At 50.8% G+C, this 16,999-nt stretch carries 20 protein-coding genes; 13 read left to right on the top strand and 7 right to left on the bottom strand.

Annotated elements, in window-relative coordinates; genetic code table 11:
- Nucleotides 1-210: 210 nt before the first annotated feature.
- Nucleotides 211-861, bottom strand: a complete 651-nt coding sequence (locus tag Q9292_RS09780) for a PEP-CTERM sorting domain-containing protein (protein ID WP_313987431.1) — start codon at nt 859-861, stop codon at nt 211-213.
- A 231-nt stretch (nt 862-1,092) separates the two neighbouring features.
- Between Q9292_RS09780 and Q9292_RS09775 the strand changes: the two genes are divergently transcribed.
- Nucleotides 1,093-1,434, top strand: a complete 342-nt coding sequence (locus Q9292_RS09775; protein ID WP_194748605.1) for a PilZ domain-containing protein — start codon at nt 1,093-1,095, stop codon at nt 1,432-1,434.
- Between the two features lie 74 nt (nt 1,435-1,508).
- Here Q9292_RS09775 and Q9292_RS09770 read toward each other — a convergent pair whose 3' ends face one another.
- Nucleotides 1,509-1,745: a hypothetical protein gene (locus Q9292_RS09770; protein WP_313987427.1), complete on the bottom strand. Its 237-nt coding sequence runs from the start codon at nt 1,743-1,745 to the stop codon at nt 1,509-1,511.
- Nucleotides 1,746-2,142: 397 nt separating this feature from the next.
- Here Q9292_RS09770 and Q9292_RS09765 point away from each other — a divergent pair, with 397 nt between their 5' ends.
- The 4 genes from Q9292_RS09765 (at nt 2,143) to Q9292_RS09750 (ending at nt 5,488) form a co-directional block, all read left to right on the top strand.
- Nucleotides 2,143-4,581: a putative bifunctional diguanylate cyclase/phosphodiesterase gene (locus Q9292_RS09765; RefSeq protein ID WP_313987424.1), complete on the top strand. Its 2,439-nt coding sequence runs from the start codon at nt 2,143-2,145 to the stop codon at nt 4,579-4,581.
- Between the two features lie 121 nt (nt 4,582-4,702).
- A complete protein-coding gene (locus Q9292_RS09760) occupies nt 4,703-4,912 on the top strand; it encodes a hypothetical protein (protein ID WP_194748602.1) in 210 nt (69 codons plus the stop codon).
- A 15-nt stretch (nt 4,913-4,927) separates the two neighbouring features.
- Nucleotides 4,928-5,200: a hypothetical protein gene (locus Q9292_RS09755; protein WP_275356208.1), complete on the top strand. Its 273-nt coding sequence runs from the start codon at nt 4,928-4,930 to the stop codon at nt 5,198-5,200.
- A gap of 60 nt (nt 5,201-5,260) precedes the next feature.
- Complete coding sequence (locus tag Q9292_RS09750) at nt 5,261-5,488, top strand: hypothetical protein (RefSeq protein WP_313987419.1); 228 nt, start codon at nt 5,261-5,263, stop codon at nt 5,486-5,488.
- Between the two features lie 81 nt (nt 5,489-5,569).
- On the opposite strand, the gene Q9292_RS09745 is transcribed toward Q9292_RS09750, so the two are convergent.
- Complete coding sequence (locus Q9292_RS09745; protein WP_313987416.1) at nt 5,570-5,944, bottom strand: MarR family transcriptional regulator; 375 nt, start codon at nt 5,942-5,944, stop codon at nt 5,570-5,572.
- 306 nt (nt 5,945-6,250) lie between these two features.
- Between Q9292_RS09745 and Q9292_RS09740 the strand changes: the two genes are divergently transcribed.
- Nucleotides 6,251-7,642 (top strand): 3'-5' exonuclease family protein, encoded by a 1,392-nt coding sequence (locus Q9292_RS09740; protein WP_313987414.1) that lies wholly within the window; start codon nt 6,251-6,253, stop codon nt 7,640-7,642.
- Between the two features lie 45 nt (nt 7,643-7,687).
- On the opposite strand, the gene ccoG is transcribed toward Q9292_RS09740, so the two are convergent.
- Both ccoG and Q9292_RS09730 read right to left on the bottom strand, forming a co-directional pair.
- Entirely contained in the window at nt 7,688-9,097 is a 1,410-nt protein-coding gene (gene ccoG, locus Q9292_RS09735; RefSeq protein WP_313987411.1) for a cytochrome c oxidase accessory protein CcoG, read from the bottom strand.
- Between the two features lie 112 nt (nt 9,098-9,209).
- Nucleotides 9,210-10,613, bottom strand: coding sequence for a PLP-dependent aminotransferase family protein (locus tag Q9292_RS09730; RefSeq protein ID WP_313987409.1), 1,404 nt, complete (start codon nt 10,611-10,613; stop codon nt 9,210-9,212).
- A gap of 112 nt (nt 10,614-10,725) precedes the next feature.
- On the opposite strand from Q9292_RS09730, the gene Q9292_RS09725 reads away from it, so the two are divergent.
- From Q9292_RS09725 to Q9292_RS09695, 7 genes are all read left to right on the top strand, one after another.
- Nucleotides 10,726-11,070, top strand: a complete 345-nt coding sequence (locus Q9292_RS09725; protein ID WP_313987406.1) for a hypothetical protein — start codon at nt 10,726-10,728, stop codon at nt 11,068-11,070.
- Nucleotides 11,071-11,204: 134 nt separating this feature from the next.
- Nucleotides 11,205-11,519: a 50S ribosomal protein L21 gene (gene rplU, locus Q9292_RS09720; RefSeq protein ID WP_018986099.1), complete on the top strand. Its 315-nt coding sequence runs from the start codon at nt 11,205-11,207 to the stop codon at nt 11,517-11,519.
- 47 nt (nt 11,520-11,566) lie between these two features.
- Nucleotides 11,567-11,824 (top strand): 50S ribosomal protein L27, encoded by a 258-nt coding sequence (rpmA, locus tag Q9292_RS09715; RefSeq protein ID WP_049637894.1) that lies wholly within the window; start codon nt 11,567-11,569, stop codon nt 11,822-11,824.
- Between the two features lie 212 nt (nt 11,825-12,036).
- Nucleotides 12,037-13,089, top strand: a complete 1,053-nt coding sequence (cgtA, locus tag Q9292_RS09710) for an Obg family GTPase CgtA (protein ID WP_313987400.1) — start codon at nt 12,037-12,039, stop codon at nt 13,087-13,089.
- Nucleotides 13,090-13,093: 4 nt separating this feature from the next.
- Nucleotides 13,094-14,215 carry a glutamate 5-kinase gene (proB, locus tag Q9292_RS09705; RefSeq protein ID WP_313987397.1) on the top strand — a complete coding sequence of 374 codons (1,122 nt, stop codon included), beginning with the start codon at nt 13,094-13,096 and terminating at the stop codon, nt 14,213-14,215.
- A gap of 68 nt (nt 14,216-14,283) precedes the next feature.
- On the top strand, nt 14,284-14,778 hold the full coding sequence (gene purE, locus Q9292_RS09700) for a 5-(carboxyamino)imidazole ribonucleotide mutase (RefSeq protein WP_313987394.1): 495 nt from the start codon (nt 14,284-14,286) through the stop codon (nt 14,776-14,778).
- Nucleotides 14,775-15,923, top strand: coding sequence for a 5-(carboxyamino)imidazole ribonucleotide synthase (locus Q9292_RS09695; RefSeq protein WP_313987392.1), 1,149 nt, complete (start codon nt 14,775-14,777; stop codon nt 15,921-15,923). Before purE ends, Q9292_RS09695 begins: the two co-directional genes overlap by 4 nt.
- A gap of 64 nt (nt 15,924-15,987) precedes the next feature.
- On the opposite strand, the gene Q9292_RS09690 is transcribed toward Q9292_RS09695, so the two are convergent.
- On the bottom strand, nt 15,988-16,452 hold the full coding sequence (locus Q9292_RS09690; protein ID WP_313987389.1) for a PH domain-containing protein: 465 nt from the start codon (nt 16,450-16,452) through the stop codon (nt 15,988-15,990).
- A 151-nt stretch (nt 16,453-16,603) separates the two neighbouring features.
- Entirely contained in the window at nt 16,604-16,975 is a 372-nt protein-coding gene (gene rpsT / locus Q9292_RS09685) for a 30S ribosomal protein S20 (protein WP_194748589.1), read from the bottom strand.
- Nucleotides 16,976-16,999: the final 24 nt, after the last annotated feature.

The raw sequence follows: 16,999 nt of genomic DNA, 5'->3' as shown, positions 1-16,999 counted from the left end.
TTGCTCATTTAATACTCCTATTAACCTCAAGTATGAGGCTAAAAAGTATCTAATGCAGCCGGGGCGATTCACCCTTCCTTGGTCAGAGGCCTCAAAACCTATCTTAGTTTGATGGGTAGTTACTCACGAAGAACCAATATTATTTTGGATGGGAGTTGCTTAAAATAATAAAGGCCGGTTTCCCGACCTTTGTATTAAATTAAGCCCAATTCACTTTCTTCGATGAATGGTTAATGCAGCAAATCCAATTCCCAACATTAACAAGGCATAATTTTCTGGTTCTGGCACAGGTGATACCTCTGCAACATTTACATCAATTCTGAAGGCTGCACTACCCATTGAGCTACCAACAAACCAACCTGAGGGGCTATCTGGGTATAAATATGCCAATGATGTTGTAGTTGCACCGCCTAAAAAACCTACCTCTGAAGTGCCTTGTCCAGGAGATATCAATAACCAATATGAAGTGCCCTTGTTAAGAAAAATACCGGACTCTGCGGAAAGTTCTACAATACTGGTCCTTTTGGATAGTTCACCTTGAACCTCGACTTCTCCAATTACTGTGTCTGGTTCCTGAAAAGAGCCAGAAGTCGCAATGTACAAATTGAATATATCTGTTCCAGGATTTTGTAAACTAGTTCCTACGCCTACCCAAATGTTGGATACCTCTCCACTAATCGTAGGAATGAATGAAACACCAATGATTGAATCAGTTACTTGTAATCCATAAGAGTGTCCAAAACCTGTGTTTTGTGTACTGTTCTGAGGCTGTTCAAAAAAATTGTTATAAGCTGTTACCGATTGAGCATTAGATTCAAAACTAAAAAATAAAATGATTAGCAAGATAACAATTGATTTCATATATATTTTCTTAAGGATTATAGAAAATAAAATAATAGCTTATTTACCCATGCTAATGGGGTCAGAGTAAAAAAACACTCTGATTTTTTAGATGATGTCTAGCATTTTGTGTTTTATGCTAAATCCTGCCTATTTAAAGTTTTTTCTTTAAATAAAACCCTCTTGTTCAGAGCAAAAATCCTTAATAAAATATTGGTCAATTAAGTAAATGTTTTTGACGTTTTTCGCATCATGTCTATCAGTAGTTTGTACAACAATTCATCTGACGTAAACCGTCGTTTGTGGCGCAAAAAGTCTCAGTTAATTGATAGTACTGGACGCGCTTATACTGCAGTTACCCACGATATTTCCATGAGCGGCATGAGCCTGTTTGCCGATAAGTATTACAAGCCTGGGCAGGTGTGTGATGTGGAGATTCCGGTGGCGGCTGAGTCTGGCTTGCGCAAATACAGGTTTAACTGTCGAGTGGTTTTTTCATCCTTGTGCGGGATGCGGGGATTCAGGACTAATTTGGAGTTTCTGGATGTGCCGTCAGAAAATAAACACTTGATTCAGTCAGTGATGTCCAGATAAGCGTGTGGGCAGATGGTCGCCACGAGAGATGCAAAGACCCAGGGTGTGTGCCTTGGGTCTTTTTGTTTTTTGGCTTACTGCTTTTTGCTAAGGGTGCACTTTTTCCAGGTGTAGGCGCCGCAGGTCATCAAGTAGAGGATGGCTGAGAAGATGTTGAGGACGGGCACCATGCTCCTGAAGGTGAGGAAGAAGGCTTTGCCCAGGGCGTGCCTGGGAGTGTTGAATTCGCAGTTTCTGAATTCAATCAGCGAGCCGATGGCGGAGATAATGAGTGGTACCAAATAGAATGCCGAGAATACCTTAAAGTCCATTTTGTGCCCCCGAGTTGTTTTTATGATTATAAATATATCTGGTTTAATGCGGTTTGGGGATGATTCCCGCGCTTGAGGTCTAGAGGTGACATATTTTGCATGCAGGGGATGGGCTGGTTATTTTTAAACGCTTGTATTAGCATCGTTGCTGGGCGGTTGTTGGTCTGGTGATGTTTGTATTTTGCGCCATACCCCTGTCTTAAGCTTTCTGGTCTTGTTGATGACCGGCCGGTCTGTATCACTGATTTATCCGTATCAGTCAATTTGTCGGATGTTTATCTATGTAATTGGCGAATTGATTTTAATCACTTCCCTTAAATTAATGTGCGGGAGGTTAGGCTGGACATCCATGACTGCACAAAAAAACATATTCGCAGGGCAGGGCGCGCTTATCAGAATGATATGGCTGATAGGCTTGTGTGTTCTATTGTGTTGCCTATATTTGGCGACAGGCGATGATTTTTCTGCCGAGGCGGGTTCTGTCAGTTTGCTTCTGGTGATCGGCCTGGTGGTGTGGAGTATGGGCGGCTGGTTGGCCTGGCGCCAGCAAGTGCTCTTCAAGCGAAGTGTGGAGGCACAGCAGGCTGAAGCCAGCGCGCAGCATAGGCAGCTGAATCAGCTCTACATGGCTTTAAGCCAGTGTAATCAGTTAATTATTCAAAGCCAGAATCAACAGGCGCTGTTCGACCAGATTTGTCGCATTATTGTACATCTGGGCCACGCGAATCTGGTCTGGGTCGGTGAGCTGGATCATGATACCAAGCAGGTTCGGATGGCGAGTGCTTATGGTTCAGGGCTTGAGTATCTCGATCAGCTGACCATTACGGTAGATCCTTCACAGGTCAGTGGCAGAGGACCTTGTGGGTTGGCGATTGTGTCAGACCATCCTTACTGGGTACAGGATTTCCAAACGCATCCGGTCACTGCGCCCTGGCATGACAAAGCCAAGGAGTTCAATTGGCATTCAGCCGCTTTTTTACCGTTGCATACAGAAGGCCGGGTGATAGGTTGCTTGGCATTGTATGCCCAGCAGCCGCAGGCGTTTCATGAAAATATCCAGCATTTACTCAAGGACATGGCGGCCAATATTGATTTTGCGCTGGACCGCTTTGCGGTAGAGGCGCAGCGCACGGCTTTTAGGCGGGATTTGCAGATCAGTGAGCAGCGCGCGCAGCTTGTGCTTGAAAACGCGCTGGATGCGATTGTGAATATTGATCAGGCCGGGCGGATTGTAGAGTGGAATCGGGCGGCCAGCCAACTGTTTGGCTATGCGCGAGCTGATGTCATGGGACGCGATCTGGGCGAGGTCATTGTCCCTTCCGCTTACAGGGAGGCGCATCATCAGGGCATGCTGCGCTTGCAGCAAACTGGCCAATCTACGCTGCTGGGTAAGTTGATTGAGATCACGGCGATCCGGCGCGATGGTCAGGAGTTTCCGATCGAGCTGACGATTGTTGAAATCGAGCGCGACGACGATCGTTATTACAGCGCGTTTATCCGCGACATTACCACGCGAAAACAGGCTGAGGAGCGCATTCGGTTTCTGGCTAATTATGACGCCTTGACCGGGCTGCCGAATCGCAACCTGCTCACCGAGCGCGTGATGGCTGAAATCGAAAAAGCCTGGGATCAGGATGGGCAGTTTGCGTTGATGTTTCTCGACCTGGACCACTTTAAGGACGTTAATGATAGTCTGGGCCATCGCTACGGCGATAATCTGCTGGTGGCACTGACCAAGCGCTTTCAGGCCATGGTGCGCCCACAAGATACGATTTGCCGCCTGGGCGGTGACGAGTTTGTCTTTCTGCTCACTGAGGCCGATCAGGCGATGGCCAAGGACATGGTCGAGCGCCTGCTCAAGGTGGTTGAGTTGCCTGTGATTATTGACCAGTATGAGTTAACGATCACGGCCTCAATAGGCGTGGCGATTTATCCTGATGACGGGCTGGATATGGAAAGCCTGCAACGCAATGCCGATGTCGCCATGTATCGCGCCAAGCAGGAGAGTCGTAACAGTTTCCGTTTTTTTAGTAATCATATGCAATTGCAAACGGCGCGCAATTTGCAATTGGTCAATGGCCTGCGTCACGCCATTGCCCTGGGGCAATTGGCAGTGTATTACCAGCCACAAATTGCACTGGAGAATGGTCAGTTGGTTGGCGTCGAGGCGTTGTTGCGATGGCAGCATCCACAGTTGGGCTTTATCTCGCCTGCAGAGTTTATTCCACTGGCGGAGTCTAACGGGCTGATTATTGCCATTGGTAGCTGGGTACTGGAACAGGCGACTCAGCAAATTCAGCGTTGGCAGCAGCTGGGGTTACACAAGATGACGGTCTCGGTCAATCTCTCCAGTATTCAGTTCCGTGATCCCAAATTACCTGCGCTGGTGAAAAGCACGCTTGAGCGCTATGACGTGGCACCAGATTGTCTGGAGCTTGAACTGACCGAAGGCGTGGCCCTCGAGAACCCCATGGGGGCGGTGACCATGATGGATGCGCTCAACGCGTTAGGCGTGCGGCTGTCGATTGACGACTTCGGGACCGGCTATTCGTCTTTAAGCTATCTCAAAAAATTCAAGGTCTACAAGCTCAAGGTCGATCAGTCTTTTGTGCGCGACCTCACCACCGATGATGAAGACAAGGCCATTGTGATTGCCATCATTCAACTGGCGCGCAGCCTGGGCCTGAAAACCATTGCCGAAGGGGTGGAAACGCCTGAGCAACAAGCCTTTTTGCAGGCGCAAGGCTGTGATGAAATGCAAGGCTACCTGTTAAGCAAACCCATGCAAGTCGAGGATGCCACCGCATTCTTGCTGGCCTATCCGCACCGTCACTAATCGCTAATCGCACGATCTCTGGCCCTTATTTACCACCGCTATCACGCCTGCTGTCATTTTGGTTGACTTTATAAATGATAATCATTATCATTTAGTCTCAATCAGCTAAAGGAGGCTTGTGATGAAACGTCAAACTGTTGTGGGTAAAACCATGCTGGCCGGCAACACCGCATGCAAAGTACTTTATCACCAGTCATCAGACATGGTGGAGCTCGAAGTGGGCGGGACTACGCTCAAGTTTGAAGCAGACAGCTTTATTGTGATTAATGAAATGTTGCGCAAGGCGGCGGCACGGATTGTGATGCAGACCGAAATTGCGATGACGGTTTAGAGAGGAGAACACACCATGCAAACCATGACTATGCCTGCCATGCGGTATGACCCCAGCTTGCCCGATGCCGAGTCTGTGATGGCCTCGCTGCTATATGTGGCGACGTTATATATCAAAAAACCCACCTATGACCTGGCCAAACAGGCGTTGCGGCTAGCTGAAACATTGGCTGCGCCAGAATACGCGGATTCAGATCTAATATGTCACGTGTCGCGCCGCATGTGCGTGCACTGGACCCTGCTAGTCAATGAACATGAGCAGGCCAGCCCGGCACTGGCGACCAGCTAAGCGCGCGCTTTTGGTGCTGATGGATGAATTCTGATCGACGAATGGTAGAAAGAAAACATGATGTGTAAAAGAATATTATTGTCCGGCCAAAGCGGGTTTCGCGTGCACTATTGTGAAACCCACCGTACGATTGAACTGGAAATAGGTGCCATGAGTTTGCGGCTTGATGAAGAGGCGCTGGCGGTGATGAGTGATGCGCTCTCTGAGTCACTCAGTAAACTACAGGCGTTACAAGCGTCTCAAGGATCATTTCGCGCCTTTATGCGCCAGCTCAATATGCCTGACTAGGCGGCTATCCCTGGCGGCAATAAAAAAGCTGTGATGAATGTCATCACAGCTTTTTTGTTTGGGCGAGAGTCCCGTGTGTGCTTAGCCAGGGATTTTGGCAGAAACGTTTTTAGTCAAATTGCTCAATGTTTTGTTGAGCCCATCAAAGTCATCATTAGACAGGCCGGTATCGCAGGCCACGCGCTTTTGCACGTTTGACAGTTTGCTACGCAAGGCTTGACCTTCTTCAGTCAGGCTGACAATCACTACGCGCTCATCATCTTTCTGGCGGGTACGCTTGGTCAGTTTTTTGACTTCCAGTCGTTTGACCACTGGCGTAATCGTGGCAGGCTCCAGTAATAGCTTCTCTGCAATTTCTTTAATTGAGAGCTGTTTGTATTGCCACAAGGCTACCAGAACCAGATATTGCGGATAAGTCAGATTTAACTTATCAAGGTCAGGCTTATAAGACCGCAATAAGGCATGAGTAGCGGAATACAACGAAAAACATAATTGATTTTCTAAGTATAAATTTGGCATAGTTAAAATTATATTGTCATTAATATGTATAAAGACAATTACAGCACCATTTATCGAGGGTGTCCATAGTTGTCGTGTAGGAGTATGTAACTAATGTTACATAATAATCGTTAAATCTTATCGTAGTGAGCTTACAGCAGCCTTGCAATGCGTCTCAATTGAAACCCGCTAAAACACTCTTTCTGGGCTAAAATAAAGGCCATGAAATTTCTTATGTTGCATTTGTGATCGTTTGTCTGCCTGATGTTGCCCTCTGTTACTTTTCTTGACCTCGAAACCACCGGGGCCACACCACTCAAAGACCGGATTACCGAAATTGCGCTGGTGCGTTTTGACCACGGCGTCGAAACGGCACGCTGGCAAACACTGGTCAATCCGCAACAGCCTATCCCGCCGTTTATTCAATCGCTGACAGGCATCAATGACGGCATGGTGGCAGAGGCGCCAACGTTTGCCGAGGTCGCAGACACCTTGCTTGCTTTTCTCGAGGGCACGGTGTTGGCGGCACACAATGTACGCTTTGATCATGGGTTCTTAAAGACCGAATTCAAGCGCATAGGCATCACCTTGCGGCAAAAAGTATTGTGTACGGTCAAGCTGTCACGATTGCTTTATCCGCAACATTATAGTCATGGCATAGATGCGATTGTGGCACGCCACCAGATCACTGGCCTGGCCAGACACCGCGCCATGGGCGATGTGGAGGCGATACTGGTCATGCTCAACGATGCGCGTCGAGAGCTTGGCGAAGAGGCCGTGAAAGCTGCCGCGCTTAAGCTGATGTCAGCCCCAACCCTGCCACCGCATATTGATGCCAGCCTGGTCGGCGAGTTGCCTGAGGCGCCGGGTGTCTACCTGTTTTATGGCGAGAATGACTTGCCCCTGTATATCGGTAAAAGTGTCAATCTGCGCGCACGCGTGCTGTCGCATTTTAGCAGCGATCATGCCTCCACCAAGGAGATGCGCATAACGCAGGAGATGAAGCGTTTTGAATGGATCGCGACCGCCGGTGAGTTCAGTGCCTTGTTGCTGGAGTCGCGGCTGGTCAAGGAACGGCAGCCCATTTATAACCGTCAGCTTCGCCGAGAACGCTCTTTATGCAGTTGGCAGATTGATCCGGCCGGGCAACCTTTAGTCAGGCTGGTGCATGAGGATGAGATTGATCCTAGCCAGATGTCCCATTTGTTTGGCACCTTTAGAAGCAAGCGCCAGGCTGTAGAAACCTTGCGCAAGATTGCTGAGCTCAGTCATTTATGTGTCAAGGCCCTGGGGCTGGAACCCGGCCGCAGCGGGCCTTGTTTTGCCTTTCAGCTCAGGCGCTGCAAAGGCGTATGTTGCGGACAGGAGTCGCCTGAAATGCATGCTCTGCGCGTACAACAGGCGCTGATGGCACACAAGCTGAAAGTCTGGCCCTATCGTGGCAAGATTGGCATTGAGGAATATGACCTGGAGCATGATCTGCGTCAGATTCATGTGTTTGAGCACTGGGTCTATCTGGGCGTGGCAGAAGACGATGAAAGTTTAAATGCCTTGCGTGCGCAAACCACAGCGCTCAAGTTTGATCTGGATAGTTACAAACTGCTACTGAAAATGCTGGCGCATAAAAAGACCCGCGTACTCGATTTGGCTGACTAAAGAGGGTAGGTCAGCCATGGTACGCGGGCAAGGGGTGCTGTCAGGTCAGGGCTGGTAGAAGGTGCTGTCCGTGCTGACTTTTTCGCCGCTGGATAAGGCAGTCACTTCTATCTGGATGCGTTGGCTGCCACGGTGGTCGCTGGCGGGGGCCAGCAGGCTCATCGGCACCAGGACTTCCTGTGTCGGCTGCGCAGTCAGTGTTTGCTCACTTTCGATCTGCAAGCCATCCAGACCAATTGCACGTAATTGATAGCTTTCGCGGTGCTCGGTGGCATTGGTCAGGTGCAGCTGGTAAGCGTTTTCGATGCCCTGGCTGGTTTGTCGGTATAGGATGTTGCGGTCGCGCATGATATCGACCTTGAAATCCGGTTTGTGTAGCAAGCCGTATCCCAGCCAGGCGATCATCAGGACAAATAAACTGCTGTAAATCAGTACGCGCGGACGCAATAAATGGGAACTGAGCGCGTGCTGGTCTGTGGCGCCAGCCGCAGAAAAACGAATCAGGTCACGCGGATAGTGCATTTTGTCCATCACGTCATTGCAGGCATCAATACACAAGCCGCAACTGATGCATTCATATTGCAGTCCATTGCGGATATCAATGCCTACCGGGCACACCTGTACGCAGATGCTGCAATCGATGCAAGCGCCCAGTCCCTGTGACTGGTAGTCCTGACCCTTGGCGCGGTGACCGCGCGGTTCGCCACGCGCACTGTCATAGGCGACGATCAGGGTGTGGTTATCAAACATCGCACTCTGAAAACGCGCATAGGGGCACATATGTTTGCATACCTGTTCGCGCAAGAAGCCAGCGTTGCCATAGGTCGCCAGGCTGTAAAAGCCAAGCCAAAAGCAGGACCAGCCACCTAACTGCCATTGTGTGAGGTCAGTGACTAGCTCACGGATGGGCGTAAAGTAGCCGACAAAACTCAAACCGGTAATGAGCGAAAAGCCGAGCCAGGTCGAGTGTTTGCTTAACTTGAGGCCAGTTTTGCGTAGCCCCCAGGGTTGGGCATCCAGCTTTTGCCTGGCCAGGCGGTCGCCTTCTATGCGGCGTTCCATCCATAAGAAAATTTCGGTATACACCGACTGCGGGCAAGAAAAGCCACACCAGAGCCGGCCTGCCACCGCCGTAAACAAAAATAATCCGACCGCACAAATGATCAGTAGCATGGCCAGATAAAACAGGTCCTGTGGAAAGATCACCAGGCCAAACAGATAAAAGCGATGCGTATCAATATCGAGCAAGAACGCCTGGCGGCCGCCATATTGCAGCCAGGGTAAGCCGTAAAACACCAGTTGTGTGGCCCAGATCATGAACCAGCGCCAGTTTTTAAAATAGCCGCTGACACTGCGCGGGTAGACTTTGCTGGTTTTCTGATACAGCGAAATCGTTTGTTCGCTGGCAGGGGCAGCCACAATCGGGATCACGGGTTTGCTACGAGAGACGGTCATACAGGCACTCAATCTTGATGAAGACGTGTGCAGTGTAGAGGCTGGAGGTTATTTTAAACAGATTCAGTTTTTAAATAAAAAACCATATCAGAAGGGCTGACTTGTTCGTTGGCTATTGCATCCACTGCCCCAGAGTCTCTATCGCCTGCCTGTGCTCTGCATTGAGTGGGTGGCCATAGTTCAGGCGCACATATCCGGCATATTGCTGTTGCGAGGAAAACAAGTGTCCAGGGGCGAGGCTGATATTGTGCTGGATGGCTTGCTGAAACAACGTCAGGCTATCCTGATGGCCGGGCAGTTGCAGCCATAAGAAATAGCCGCCTTGCGGCAGGGTGTAGCGCACCTCAGCAGGAAAGGATTGATGGATGGCTTGGGTGAACTGCAGTTGTTGCAACATGAGCTGGTGACGCAGTTGGCGCAAGTGTTTGTCGTAACCGCCTTTCGCCAGATAGCTGGCCAGGGCCAGCTGTGCCGGAATCGAGGTTGCCAGGGTCGTGGAGAGTTTGAGGCGCGTGATGGTTTCGCTGAAGCGCCCGGCTGAAACCCAGCCGACGCGGTATCCGGGCGCGAGCGATTTTGAAAATGAACTGCAATGCATGACCCAGCCGTCGTTGTCCCAAGTCTTGGCCGGTAAAGGCCGCTGTTTGCCAAAATACAATTCGCGGTAGACGTCATCCTCAATCAGCGGTAACCGGTGACGGGTAATCAGGGCCACCAGCGCCTGTTTTTTCGGCTCTGGCATCAGGCTGCCTGTCGGGTTCTGAAAATTGGTCATGAGCCAGCACGCTTTGGGGTGATGCTGAAGGATTGTTTGCTCAAGTGCCACCAGGTCTATGCCCAGCTCAGGGTCACTAGGCACCTCGATGGCTTTCAGCCCCATGCGCTCGATGGCTTGCAGCGCGGCATAAAAACTGGGCGATTCGATGATCACACTATCGCCCGGTTGCGTGACCGCGGCCAGGCATAAGTTCAGTGCTTCCATGGCGCCATTGGTCACCACGATCTCATGCGGATCCGTCGGTTTGCCGTCCAGTTGGTAGCGTAAGGCGATTTGCCGCCGCAGCTCGACATCGCCCTGGCCGATATCACTGACGGTCAGTTGTGGCTGCATGCGGCGCACCGTGCTGGCCATATGGTCGGCCAGTCTGGCAAGCGGGAACAGGGAAGGGCTGGGAAACGCCGAGCCAAACGGGATTTGTTGCGGGTCTTTGATACGCTCCAGCAACGTGAACACCAGGTCACTGACTTGCAGTTTGGTCGGGTGGCTGGCATTGTGAGCTGCTTGTGGCAGCAGGCGCTCGCTGCGTAACGGCCCCGCCACATAGTAACCAGAGCGCGGGCGCGTCACAATCAGGCCGCGGGCCTCCAGCAGATAATATGCCTGAAACACGGTCGAAGCATTCACCTGTTTGCTGGCCTGGATGTGCCGGATAGAAGGCAGTTTGTCTCCCCGCTTGAGCAAGCCTTGCTGAATCGCACTGGCAATCTCTTCGGCAATCATTTCGTATTTTTTCAAGCCATGGTCCTGACAGGGAGGTTATCTGATATGGTCAATTTAAAGCAAACTGCCTCTGTGATGCAACCAGCGTAGGCGTTAAGCTTGGCCTTTTCAGCAGGCGGCAGGACCAATGACTGACACAGGGAAAATTAATACGGGGGTTGAGCAAATGACTCAGCACAACAAAAAGCTGTACGGCGTCACATTGAGAGATGGTCAGTCGTTACAGCTTGCCGTGCAAGATATGTTTACCGTGCAATTAATGCAACACAGCCGGGTTCTGCTCAATGTGCGATTTCAGCCTTTGAGCTCGCTGAATAATCTGGAAATACAACCGGTGTATCGGGTGGCGGACATGCAAATGGACAAGCAGATAGATCCCGTGCTGGAAGAGGAGTTGCTCATGTGCGTGTTTGCAGTCTACCGCTATTACACACGTGGCAGTATTCGTCCCTGGCGATCTAGGGTAAACTAGCCCCTTTGGTGCCAGCGCTGGCTGCCATCCACCGTTCCTGCACGCGATTGAAATGATGCATAAATATATTTGCATTCCCGAATAAATTGCGTATAATTGCGGGTTCTTTAAAAGGCGATGTTTAAGGCATTATTATGTACGCAGTGATTAAAACAGGTGGCAAACAGTACAAAGTAGCCGCTGGTGACAAAGTAAAAGTTGAGAAATTGACTGGCGACGTTGGCTCCACAGTAGTGATCGACAAAGTGTTGTTGATTGCAGACGGCGAGACAACTACGATTGGTGCACCGTTGGTAGCTGGTGCAAAAGTGAATGCCACAGTGGTTTCACATGGCCGTGGTGACAAAGTGATGATCTTCAAAATGCGTCGTCGTAAGCACTACCGCAAGACGCAAGGTCATCGTCAGAGCTACACAGAAATTCAAATCGACACTATTTCAGCAAAATAAGCACGTTCTGCTTGAGTAGAGCAGATTGCTAGAATAAGGAATCAAACATGGCACACAAAAAAGCAGGCGGTAGTTCACGTAACGGTCGCGACTCACAAGCCAAACGCCTGGGCGTTAAAGCCTTCGGTGAAACAGTTGTCAACGCTGGTAGCATCATCGTGCGTCAGCGCGGGACTAAAATGCACGCTGGTGAAAACGTTGGCATGGGCAAAGACCACACCCTGTATGCACTGGTAGAAGGCAAAGTAAAATTTGCTGTAAAAGGCGCGTTGAAGCGTCATACCGTGAGCATCGAAGCGGTCTAATCGCACTTTTATGAAAAAAGCCCTGTCGCTTGACGGGGCTTTTTACTTTATAGTTATCAGATTGTAGCCTTGTATGGTTGTGCGCTGGATTGTCCGCGCGCAGTGAGAAATTTTAAGATGCAGTGCAAGGCGCACGGTAGGCCCAAGCTTGCAATACACACAGGTTTTGAGCACCGAGTTACGCAGTAATGCGCTTAAAGGCAAATTGAATCATGAAGTTTATTGACGAAGCGACCATCAAAGTCTACGCCGGTGACGGCGGCAACGGTGTTGCCACGTTCCGCCGTGAGAAATACGAGCCTATGGGCGGTCCGAATGGCGGTGACGGTGGCCGTGGTGGTTCCATCTTTGTCATTGCAGACCGCAATATCAATACCCTGGTCGATTACCGTTATACGCGGACCTTCAAGGCCGAGCGTGGCGAAAACGGCAGCGGTTCCGATTGCTATGGCAAGGGGGGCGACGACATGATACTGCGTGTGCCTGTCGGTACGACCATCAGCGATAAGGCGACCGGCCAGATGATGGTGGACTTGAATACTGATGGCCAGAAAGTGCTGATTGCCAAAGGCGGCAATGGCGGTCTGGGGAATATCCATTTTAAAACCAGTACCAACCGTTCTCCACGTCAATGTACCAAGGGTGAGCCTGGTGAAGCTTTTGAGTTATATTTCGAGCTGAAAGTATTGGCCGATGTGGGCTTGCTGGGGATGCCTAATGCCGGTAAGTCGACGTTTATTCGCTCGGTGTCTGCCGCCAAGCCCAAGGTCGCCGATTATCCTTTTACCACATTGCACCCTAACCTCGGCGTGGTGCGGGTCGATAGCAATCGCAGCTTTGTGATTGCCGATGTACCTGGCCTGATTGAGGGCGCGGCGGAGGGGGCAGGACTGGGACATCAGTTCCTGCGTCATTTGCAACGCACCTCCTTGCTGTTGCACTTGGTTGACATTGCGCCGTTTGATGAGAGCGTCGATCCGGTGCAGGAAGCCAAGGCCATCGTCAACGAGCTGAAAAAATACGATCAGGAACTTTACGACAAACCTCGCTGGCTGGTGTTGAATAAGATTGATATGCTGGAAGACAGTGCGCAAAAAGTGGCTGACTTTATTAAAGCCTATGGCTGGGATGGACAGGTATTTCCTATCTCCGCCATTAGCGGTGTTGGTTGCCAGGCCTTGACCTACGCCATCATGGATCATATAGACCAGACGCGTGCGCAACGTGATCTTGAAGAGACTCCCGTCCAACCGATCACAGAATAGTTTTATGAGCGTTTCACTCATACAATACAGTAAAACCCTGATCGTCAAGGTGGGTTCCAGCCTGGTGACTAACAATGGTCAGGGCCTGGATAAGACGGCGATTGCCGCTTGGGCACAGCAAATCAGTGCCTTGGTCAAGCAGGGCAAACAAGTTGTGCTGGTCTCCAGTGGTGCGGTTGCCGAAGGCATGCAGCGACTGGGCTGGAAAAAACGCCCGGTAGAGGTCAATGAGCTGCAGGCCGCTGCGGCCGTTGGTCAAATGGGCCTGGTGCAGATGTATGAACAATGCTTTGCGCAACACGGGTTGCACACGGCGCAATTGCTGCTCACCCACGAAGATCTGGCCGACCGCAAGCGCTACCTCAATGCGCGCTCCACCTTGCGCACACTGCTAGACCTCAATGTCATCCCGATTATCAATGAAAACGATACGGTGGTGACTGAAGAAATCCGTTTCGGCGATAACGACACCCTGGGTGCGCTGGTGGCGAATCTGATTGAAGCAGATGCGCTGATCATCCTGACTGATCAAAAAGGCCTGTATTCCGCCGATCCGCGTAAAGACCCGAATGCCGTGTTTATCAATTTTGAAACTGCAGGCAATCCTGCGCTCGAAAGCATGGCAGGCGGCGCAGGCAGCTCAGTGGGTACTGGCGGCATGTTAACCAAGATATTGGCCGCCAAGCGCGCCGCCAACAGTGGCGCACATACCGTGATTGCATCAGGGCGCGAGCCGGAAGTGCTGGTACGTTTGAGTCAGGGCGAGGCGATTGGGACGCACCTGCAAGCCGTGAGAATGAAAACGCTGGCTAAAAAGCAATGGCTGGCGGATCATCTGCGCGTGGGTGGTAAATTGGTGCTGGATGACGGCGCGGTGAATGTCCTGACCAAAGAGGGTAAAAGCTTGCTGCCGATTGGCGTGGTCGATGTGCTGGGCCAGTTTGAGCGCGGCGATGTGGTGGCTTGCGTCGATGCCACGGGTAAGGAATGGGCACGCGGCATTGTCAATTACAATGCCAATGAAGTACGACGGATTAAACGTAAGCCCAGTAGCGAAATAGAAAGCGTGCTGGGGTATGTGGAAGAAAAAGAATTGATACACCGGGACAATCTGGTGTTGTTATAAGCAAACGTAGCTGGCTGCAGAAGCCAGCTACGCATGACAAGTGAACACATTGATTAAAAGGTAACGGGATGAGTAAACCTTTGGTAGCCATTATTATGGGGTCGGACAGTGACTGGCCGGTGATGAAAAATGCCGCACAAATGCTGGCAGATTTTGGTGTCGCTTATGAAGCGCGTGTGGTCTCTGCCCATCGTACGCCAGACCTGATGTTCGAGTTTGCTGAGTCTGCCTTAGGTAATGGCTTTCAGGTGATTATTGCCGGGGCGGGGGGCGCCGCACATTTGCCTGGCATGGTTGCAGCAAAAACCACCTTGCCAGTGTTAGGTGTGCCTGTACCTTCCAAGCATCTGCAAGGGCAAGACTCCCTGTTGTCCATCGTGCAAATGCCCAAGGGCATCCCGGTGGCGACCTTTGCCATTGGCGATGCCGGTGCGGCCAATGCTGGTTTGTTTGCGGTGGCGATGCTGGCCAATCAAGATCCGGTGTTAGCAGAAAAATTAACTACCTTCCGCAAAAAACAAGCTGAAAAAGTGCATGCAATGGAGTTGAGCGAAAAACCATGACATCATCCGTGATTCAACCTCCTGCCATGTTGGGCATGTTAGGCGGCGGCCAGCTGGGTCGCTTTTTTGTGATCGCAGCGCACGAGATGGGCTATAAAGTCACTGTGCTGGACCCTGACCAGAACAGTCCGGCAGGCATGATTGCCGATGTGCATTTATGTGCAGCCTATGACGATGCGGCCGCGCTGAAAACCATGGCGGAAACCTGTCAGGCCATCTCTACCGAATTTGAGAATGTACCGGCCGAGACGCTGGCTACCTTGGCTAAGTCTACCGTCGTGCATCCGAGCGCGGATGCGGTGGCGATTGCCCAGCATCGTGTGAAAGAAAAAACGTTCTTTAAAGAAGCTGGCTTGCCGGTGGGTCCGTTTGTGCCGGTGATGGCGGAGAGCGACTTGCCTGCGGGTGGCGAGATGTATCCTGCCGTGCTCAAAGTGGCGCGCTTCGGTTACGATGGTAAAGGTCAGGCGCGTGTTGCCAACCGTGAGCAAGCGGTCGCTGCCTTTCAGGGCTTTAAGCAAGAAGTCTGCGTGCTGGAGAAAATGCTGCCTTTGGACCTGGAAGTGTCTGTCGTGCTGGCGCGCGATGCGCACGGCCACATTGCCGCCTTCCCCACGGCAGAAAACAGCCATTTGAACGGGATTCTGGATGTCAGCATCGCCCCTGCGCGCTGTTCTGAAGTGATCAAAGCCAATGCCCAAGAGCTGGCCAAAAAACTGGCAACCAAGCTCAATTATGTCGGCGTATTGGGCGTTGAGTTTTTTGTGGTGGGCAACCAGTTGCTGGTGAACGAGATTGCGCCACGCCCTCACAATTCTGGCCATTACACTATCGATGCCTGTGTCACCAATCAGTTTGAACAGCAAGTGCGCGTGATCACCGGCCAAGCCTTGGGTAGTCCGCGCTTGCATAGCGATGCGGTGATGGTGAATATCCTGGGCGATAGCTGGCTGTACAGTGGTAAACAGGTAGAGCCAGCTTGGGATAAAGCCTTTGCCCACGGCAACCTCAAAATGCATTTGTATGGCAAGCATGAGCCGCGCAAAGGCCGCAAAATGGGCCATTTCACGGTGATTGGCGATGATGCGCAGGCTGTGTTGAATGCCGCTAAAGTGGCGCGTAGCGAGTTGCATATTGGTGAATAACTGTTTGCCAGCGCCATCAAAAAAGCCCGGTTATCCGGGCTTTTTTGTCTCTGAAGCAGGCAGGCTACGAAAGGTTTGCCTGCACCTGTTTTCTAAATTCAAGCGGTGCAGCAATTTGGTCAAACGTTTCTTTGGTGCCGCCTGTGCCTGTGACGGTAATCGTCCCAAAGCCGAATACTCTGCCGAGGATGCTTTGATTGACGCCTATGCCTTCCACCTTATGGAGCAATACTTCCAGCGAGTGGCGTCTGATAAAGCCAATCTTGATCAGCACGCGTTTGTTGGTAATGGCAAATTCAGAGGTCTTGTAGCGGATATAGCTGCTGATGCCACTGATCAAGGACAGCAACAAGCCGAGCAGGCTGATCGCCCATAATAGCTGGTTGGATTGTGCCAAGCGCAGATTAAATGCGCACGCCAACACGCTCAACAATAAGTAGATGAAGGTATTCAGGAAAATAATCCAGTGCATCTGCGCGCGGTAAATCACCACTTCATTCTCAAGCAAGTTTTTGTCAATAAAACTCAAGGGGCTCTCCTGGGCAAAGATTGCATTTTCAGCTGTGATCATAACAGCAACAGCGGTTTGGATAATGCGCTAGATCATCGTAATCAATAGATCAAGGCAATAAAAAAGCCGGACATCAGTCCGGCTTTTTTAGTATGCACCCCTACTGAAATTATTCAGCGGCTTTTTTCGCGCGAGGCTTGGCAGCTTTTTTAGCTGGTGCAGCTTCGGCTTTAGGGGCTGCTGCTTTTTTCACAGAAACCAAAGTTGCAGGTGCGTCACCGGACAATGCTTTGATTGCTGCAGTCAAACGGCTCTTGTGACGAGCAGCTTTGTTTTTGTGAATGATTTTTTTGTCAGCGATACGGTCGATCACGCTGACATTTTCTTGGTAAGAAGCCACAGCAGCAGCTTTGTCACCAGATTGAATCGCTTTGATTACTTTTTTGATCGCAGTACGCAAAGTTGAACGTAACGCAGCGTTGTGCGCGTTAACTTTGACGGATTGGCGCGCGCGTTTGCGAGCTTGTGCGGTATTTGCCATATTCGTTTTATCCTGTAACTTTCA

The organism is Methylophilus sp. VKM B-3414 (assembly GCF_032248435.1).
GTDB lineage: Bacteria > Pseudomonadota > Gammaproteobacteria > Burkholderiales > Methylophilaceae > Methylophilus > Methylophilus glucosoxydans.
This window is presented reverse-complemented; position numbering and strand designations above follow the sequence as displayed.

What these genes read in the sequence shown, in the direction of transcription:
- Q9292_RS09780 (WP_313987431.1), bottom strand. Translation starts at nt 861, where the DNA reads ATGAAATCAATTGTTATCTTGCTAATCATTTTATTTTTTAGTTTTGAA.
- Q9292_RS09775 (WP_194748605.1), top strand. Translation starts at nt 1,093, where the DNA reads ATGTCTATCAGTAGTTTGTACAACAATTCATCTGACGTAAACCGTCGT.
- Q9292_RS09770 (WP_313987427.1), bottom strand. Translation starts at nt 1,745, where the DNA reads ATGGACTTTAAGGTATTCTCGGCATTCTATTTGGTACCACTCATTATC.
- Q9292_RS09765 (WP_313987424.1), top strand. Translation starts at nt 2,143, where the DNA reads ATGATATGGCTGATAGGCTTGTGTGTTCTATTGTGTTGCCTATATTTG.
- Q9292_RS09760 (WP_194748602.1), top strand. Translation starts at nt 4,703, where the DNA reads ATGAAACGTCAAACTGTTGTGGGTAAAACCATGCTGGCCGGCAACACC.
- Q9292_RS09755 (WP_275356208.1), top strand. Translation starts at nt 4,928, where the DNA reads ATGCAAACCATGACTATGCCTGCCATGCGGTATGACCCCAGCTTGCCC.
- Q9292_RS09750 (WP_313987419.1), top strand. Translation starts at nt 5,261, where the DNA reads ATGTGTAAAAGAATATTATTGTCCGGCCAAAGCGGGTTTCGCGTGCAC.
- Q9292_RS09740 (WP_313987414.1), top strand. Translation starts at nt 6,251, where the DNA reads ATGTTGCCCTCTGTTACTTTTCTTGACCTCGAAACCACCGGGGCCACA.
- ccoG (WP_313987411.1), bottom strand. Translation starts at nt 9,097, where the DNA reads ATGACCGTCTCTCGTAGCAAACCCGTGATCCCGATTGTGGCTGCCCCT.
- Q9292_RS09725 (WP_313987406.1), top strand. Translation starts at nt 10,726, where the DNA reads ATGACTGACACAGGGAAAATTAATACGGGGGTTGAGCAAATGACTCAG.
- rplU (WP_018986099.1), top strand. Translation starts at nt 11,205, where the DNA reads ATGTACGCAGTGATTAAAACAGGTGGCAAACAGTACAAAGTAGCCGCT.
- rpmA (WP_049637894.1), top strand. Translation starts at nt 11,567, where the DNA reads ATGGCACACAAAAAAGCAGGCGGTAGTTCACGTAACGGTCGCGACTCA.
- cgtA (WP_313987400.1), top strand. Translation starts at nt 12,037, where the DNA reads ATGAAGTTTATTGACGAAGCGACCATCAAAGTCTACGCCGGTGACGGC.
- proB (WP_313987397.1), top strand. Translation starts at nt 13,094, where the DNA reads ATGAGCGTTTCACTCATACAATACAGTAAAACCCTGATCGTCAAGGTG.
- purE (WP_313987394.1), top strand. Translation starts at nt 14,284, where the DNA reads ATGAGTAAACCTTTGGTAGCCATTATTATGGGGTCGGACAGTGACTGG.
- Q9292_RS09695 (WP_313987392.1), top strand. Translation starts at nt 14,775, where the DNA reads ATGACATCATCCGTGATTCAACCTCCTGCCATGTTGGGCATGTTAGGC.
- rpsT (WP_194748589.1), bottom strand. Translation starts at nt 16,975, where the DNA reads ATGGCAAATACCGCACAAGCTCGCAAACGCGCGCGCCAATCCGTCAAA.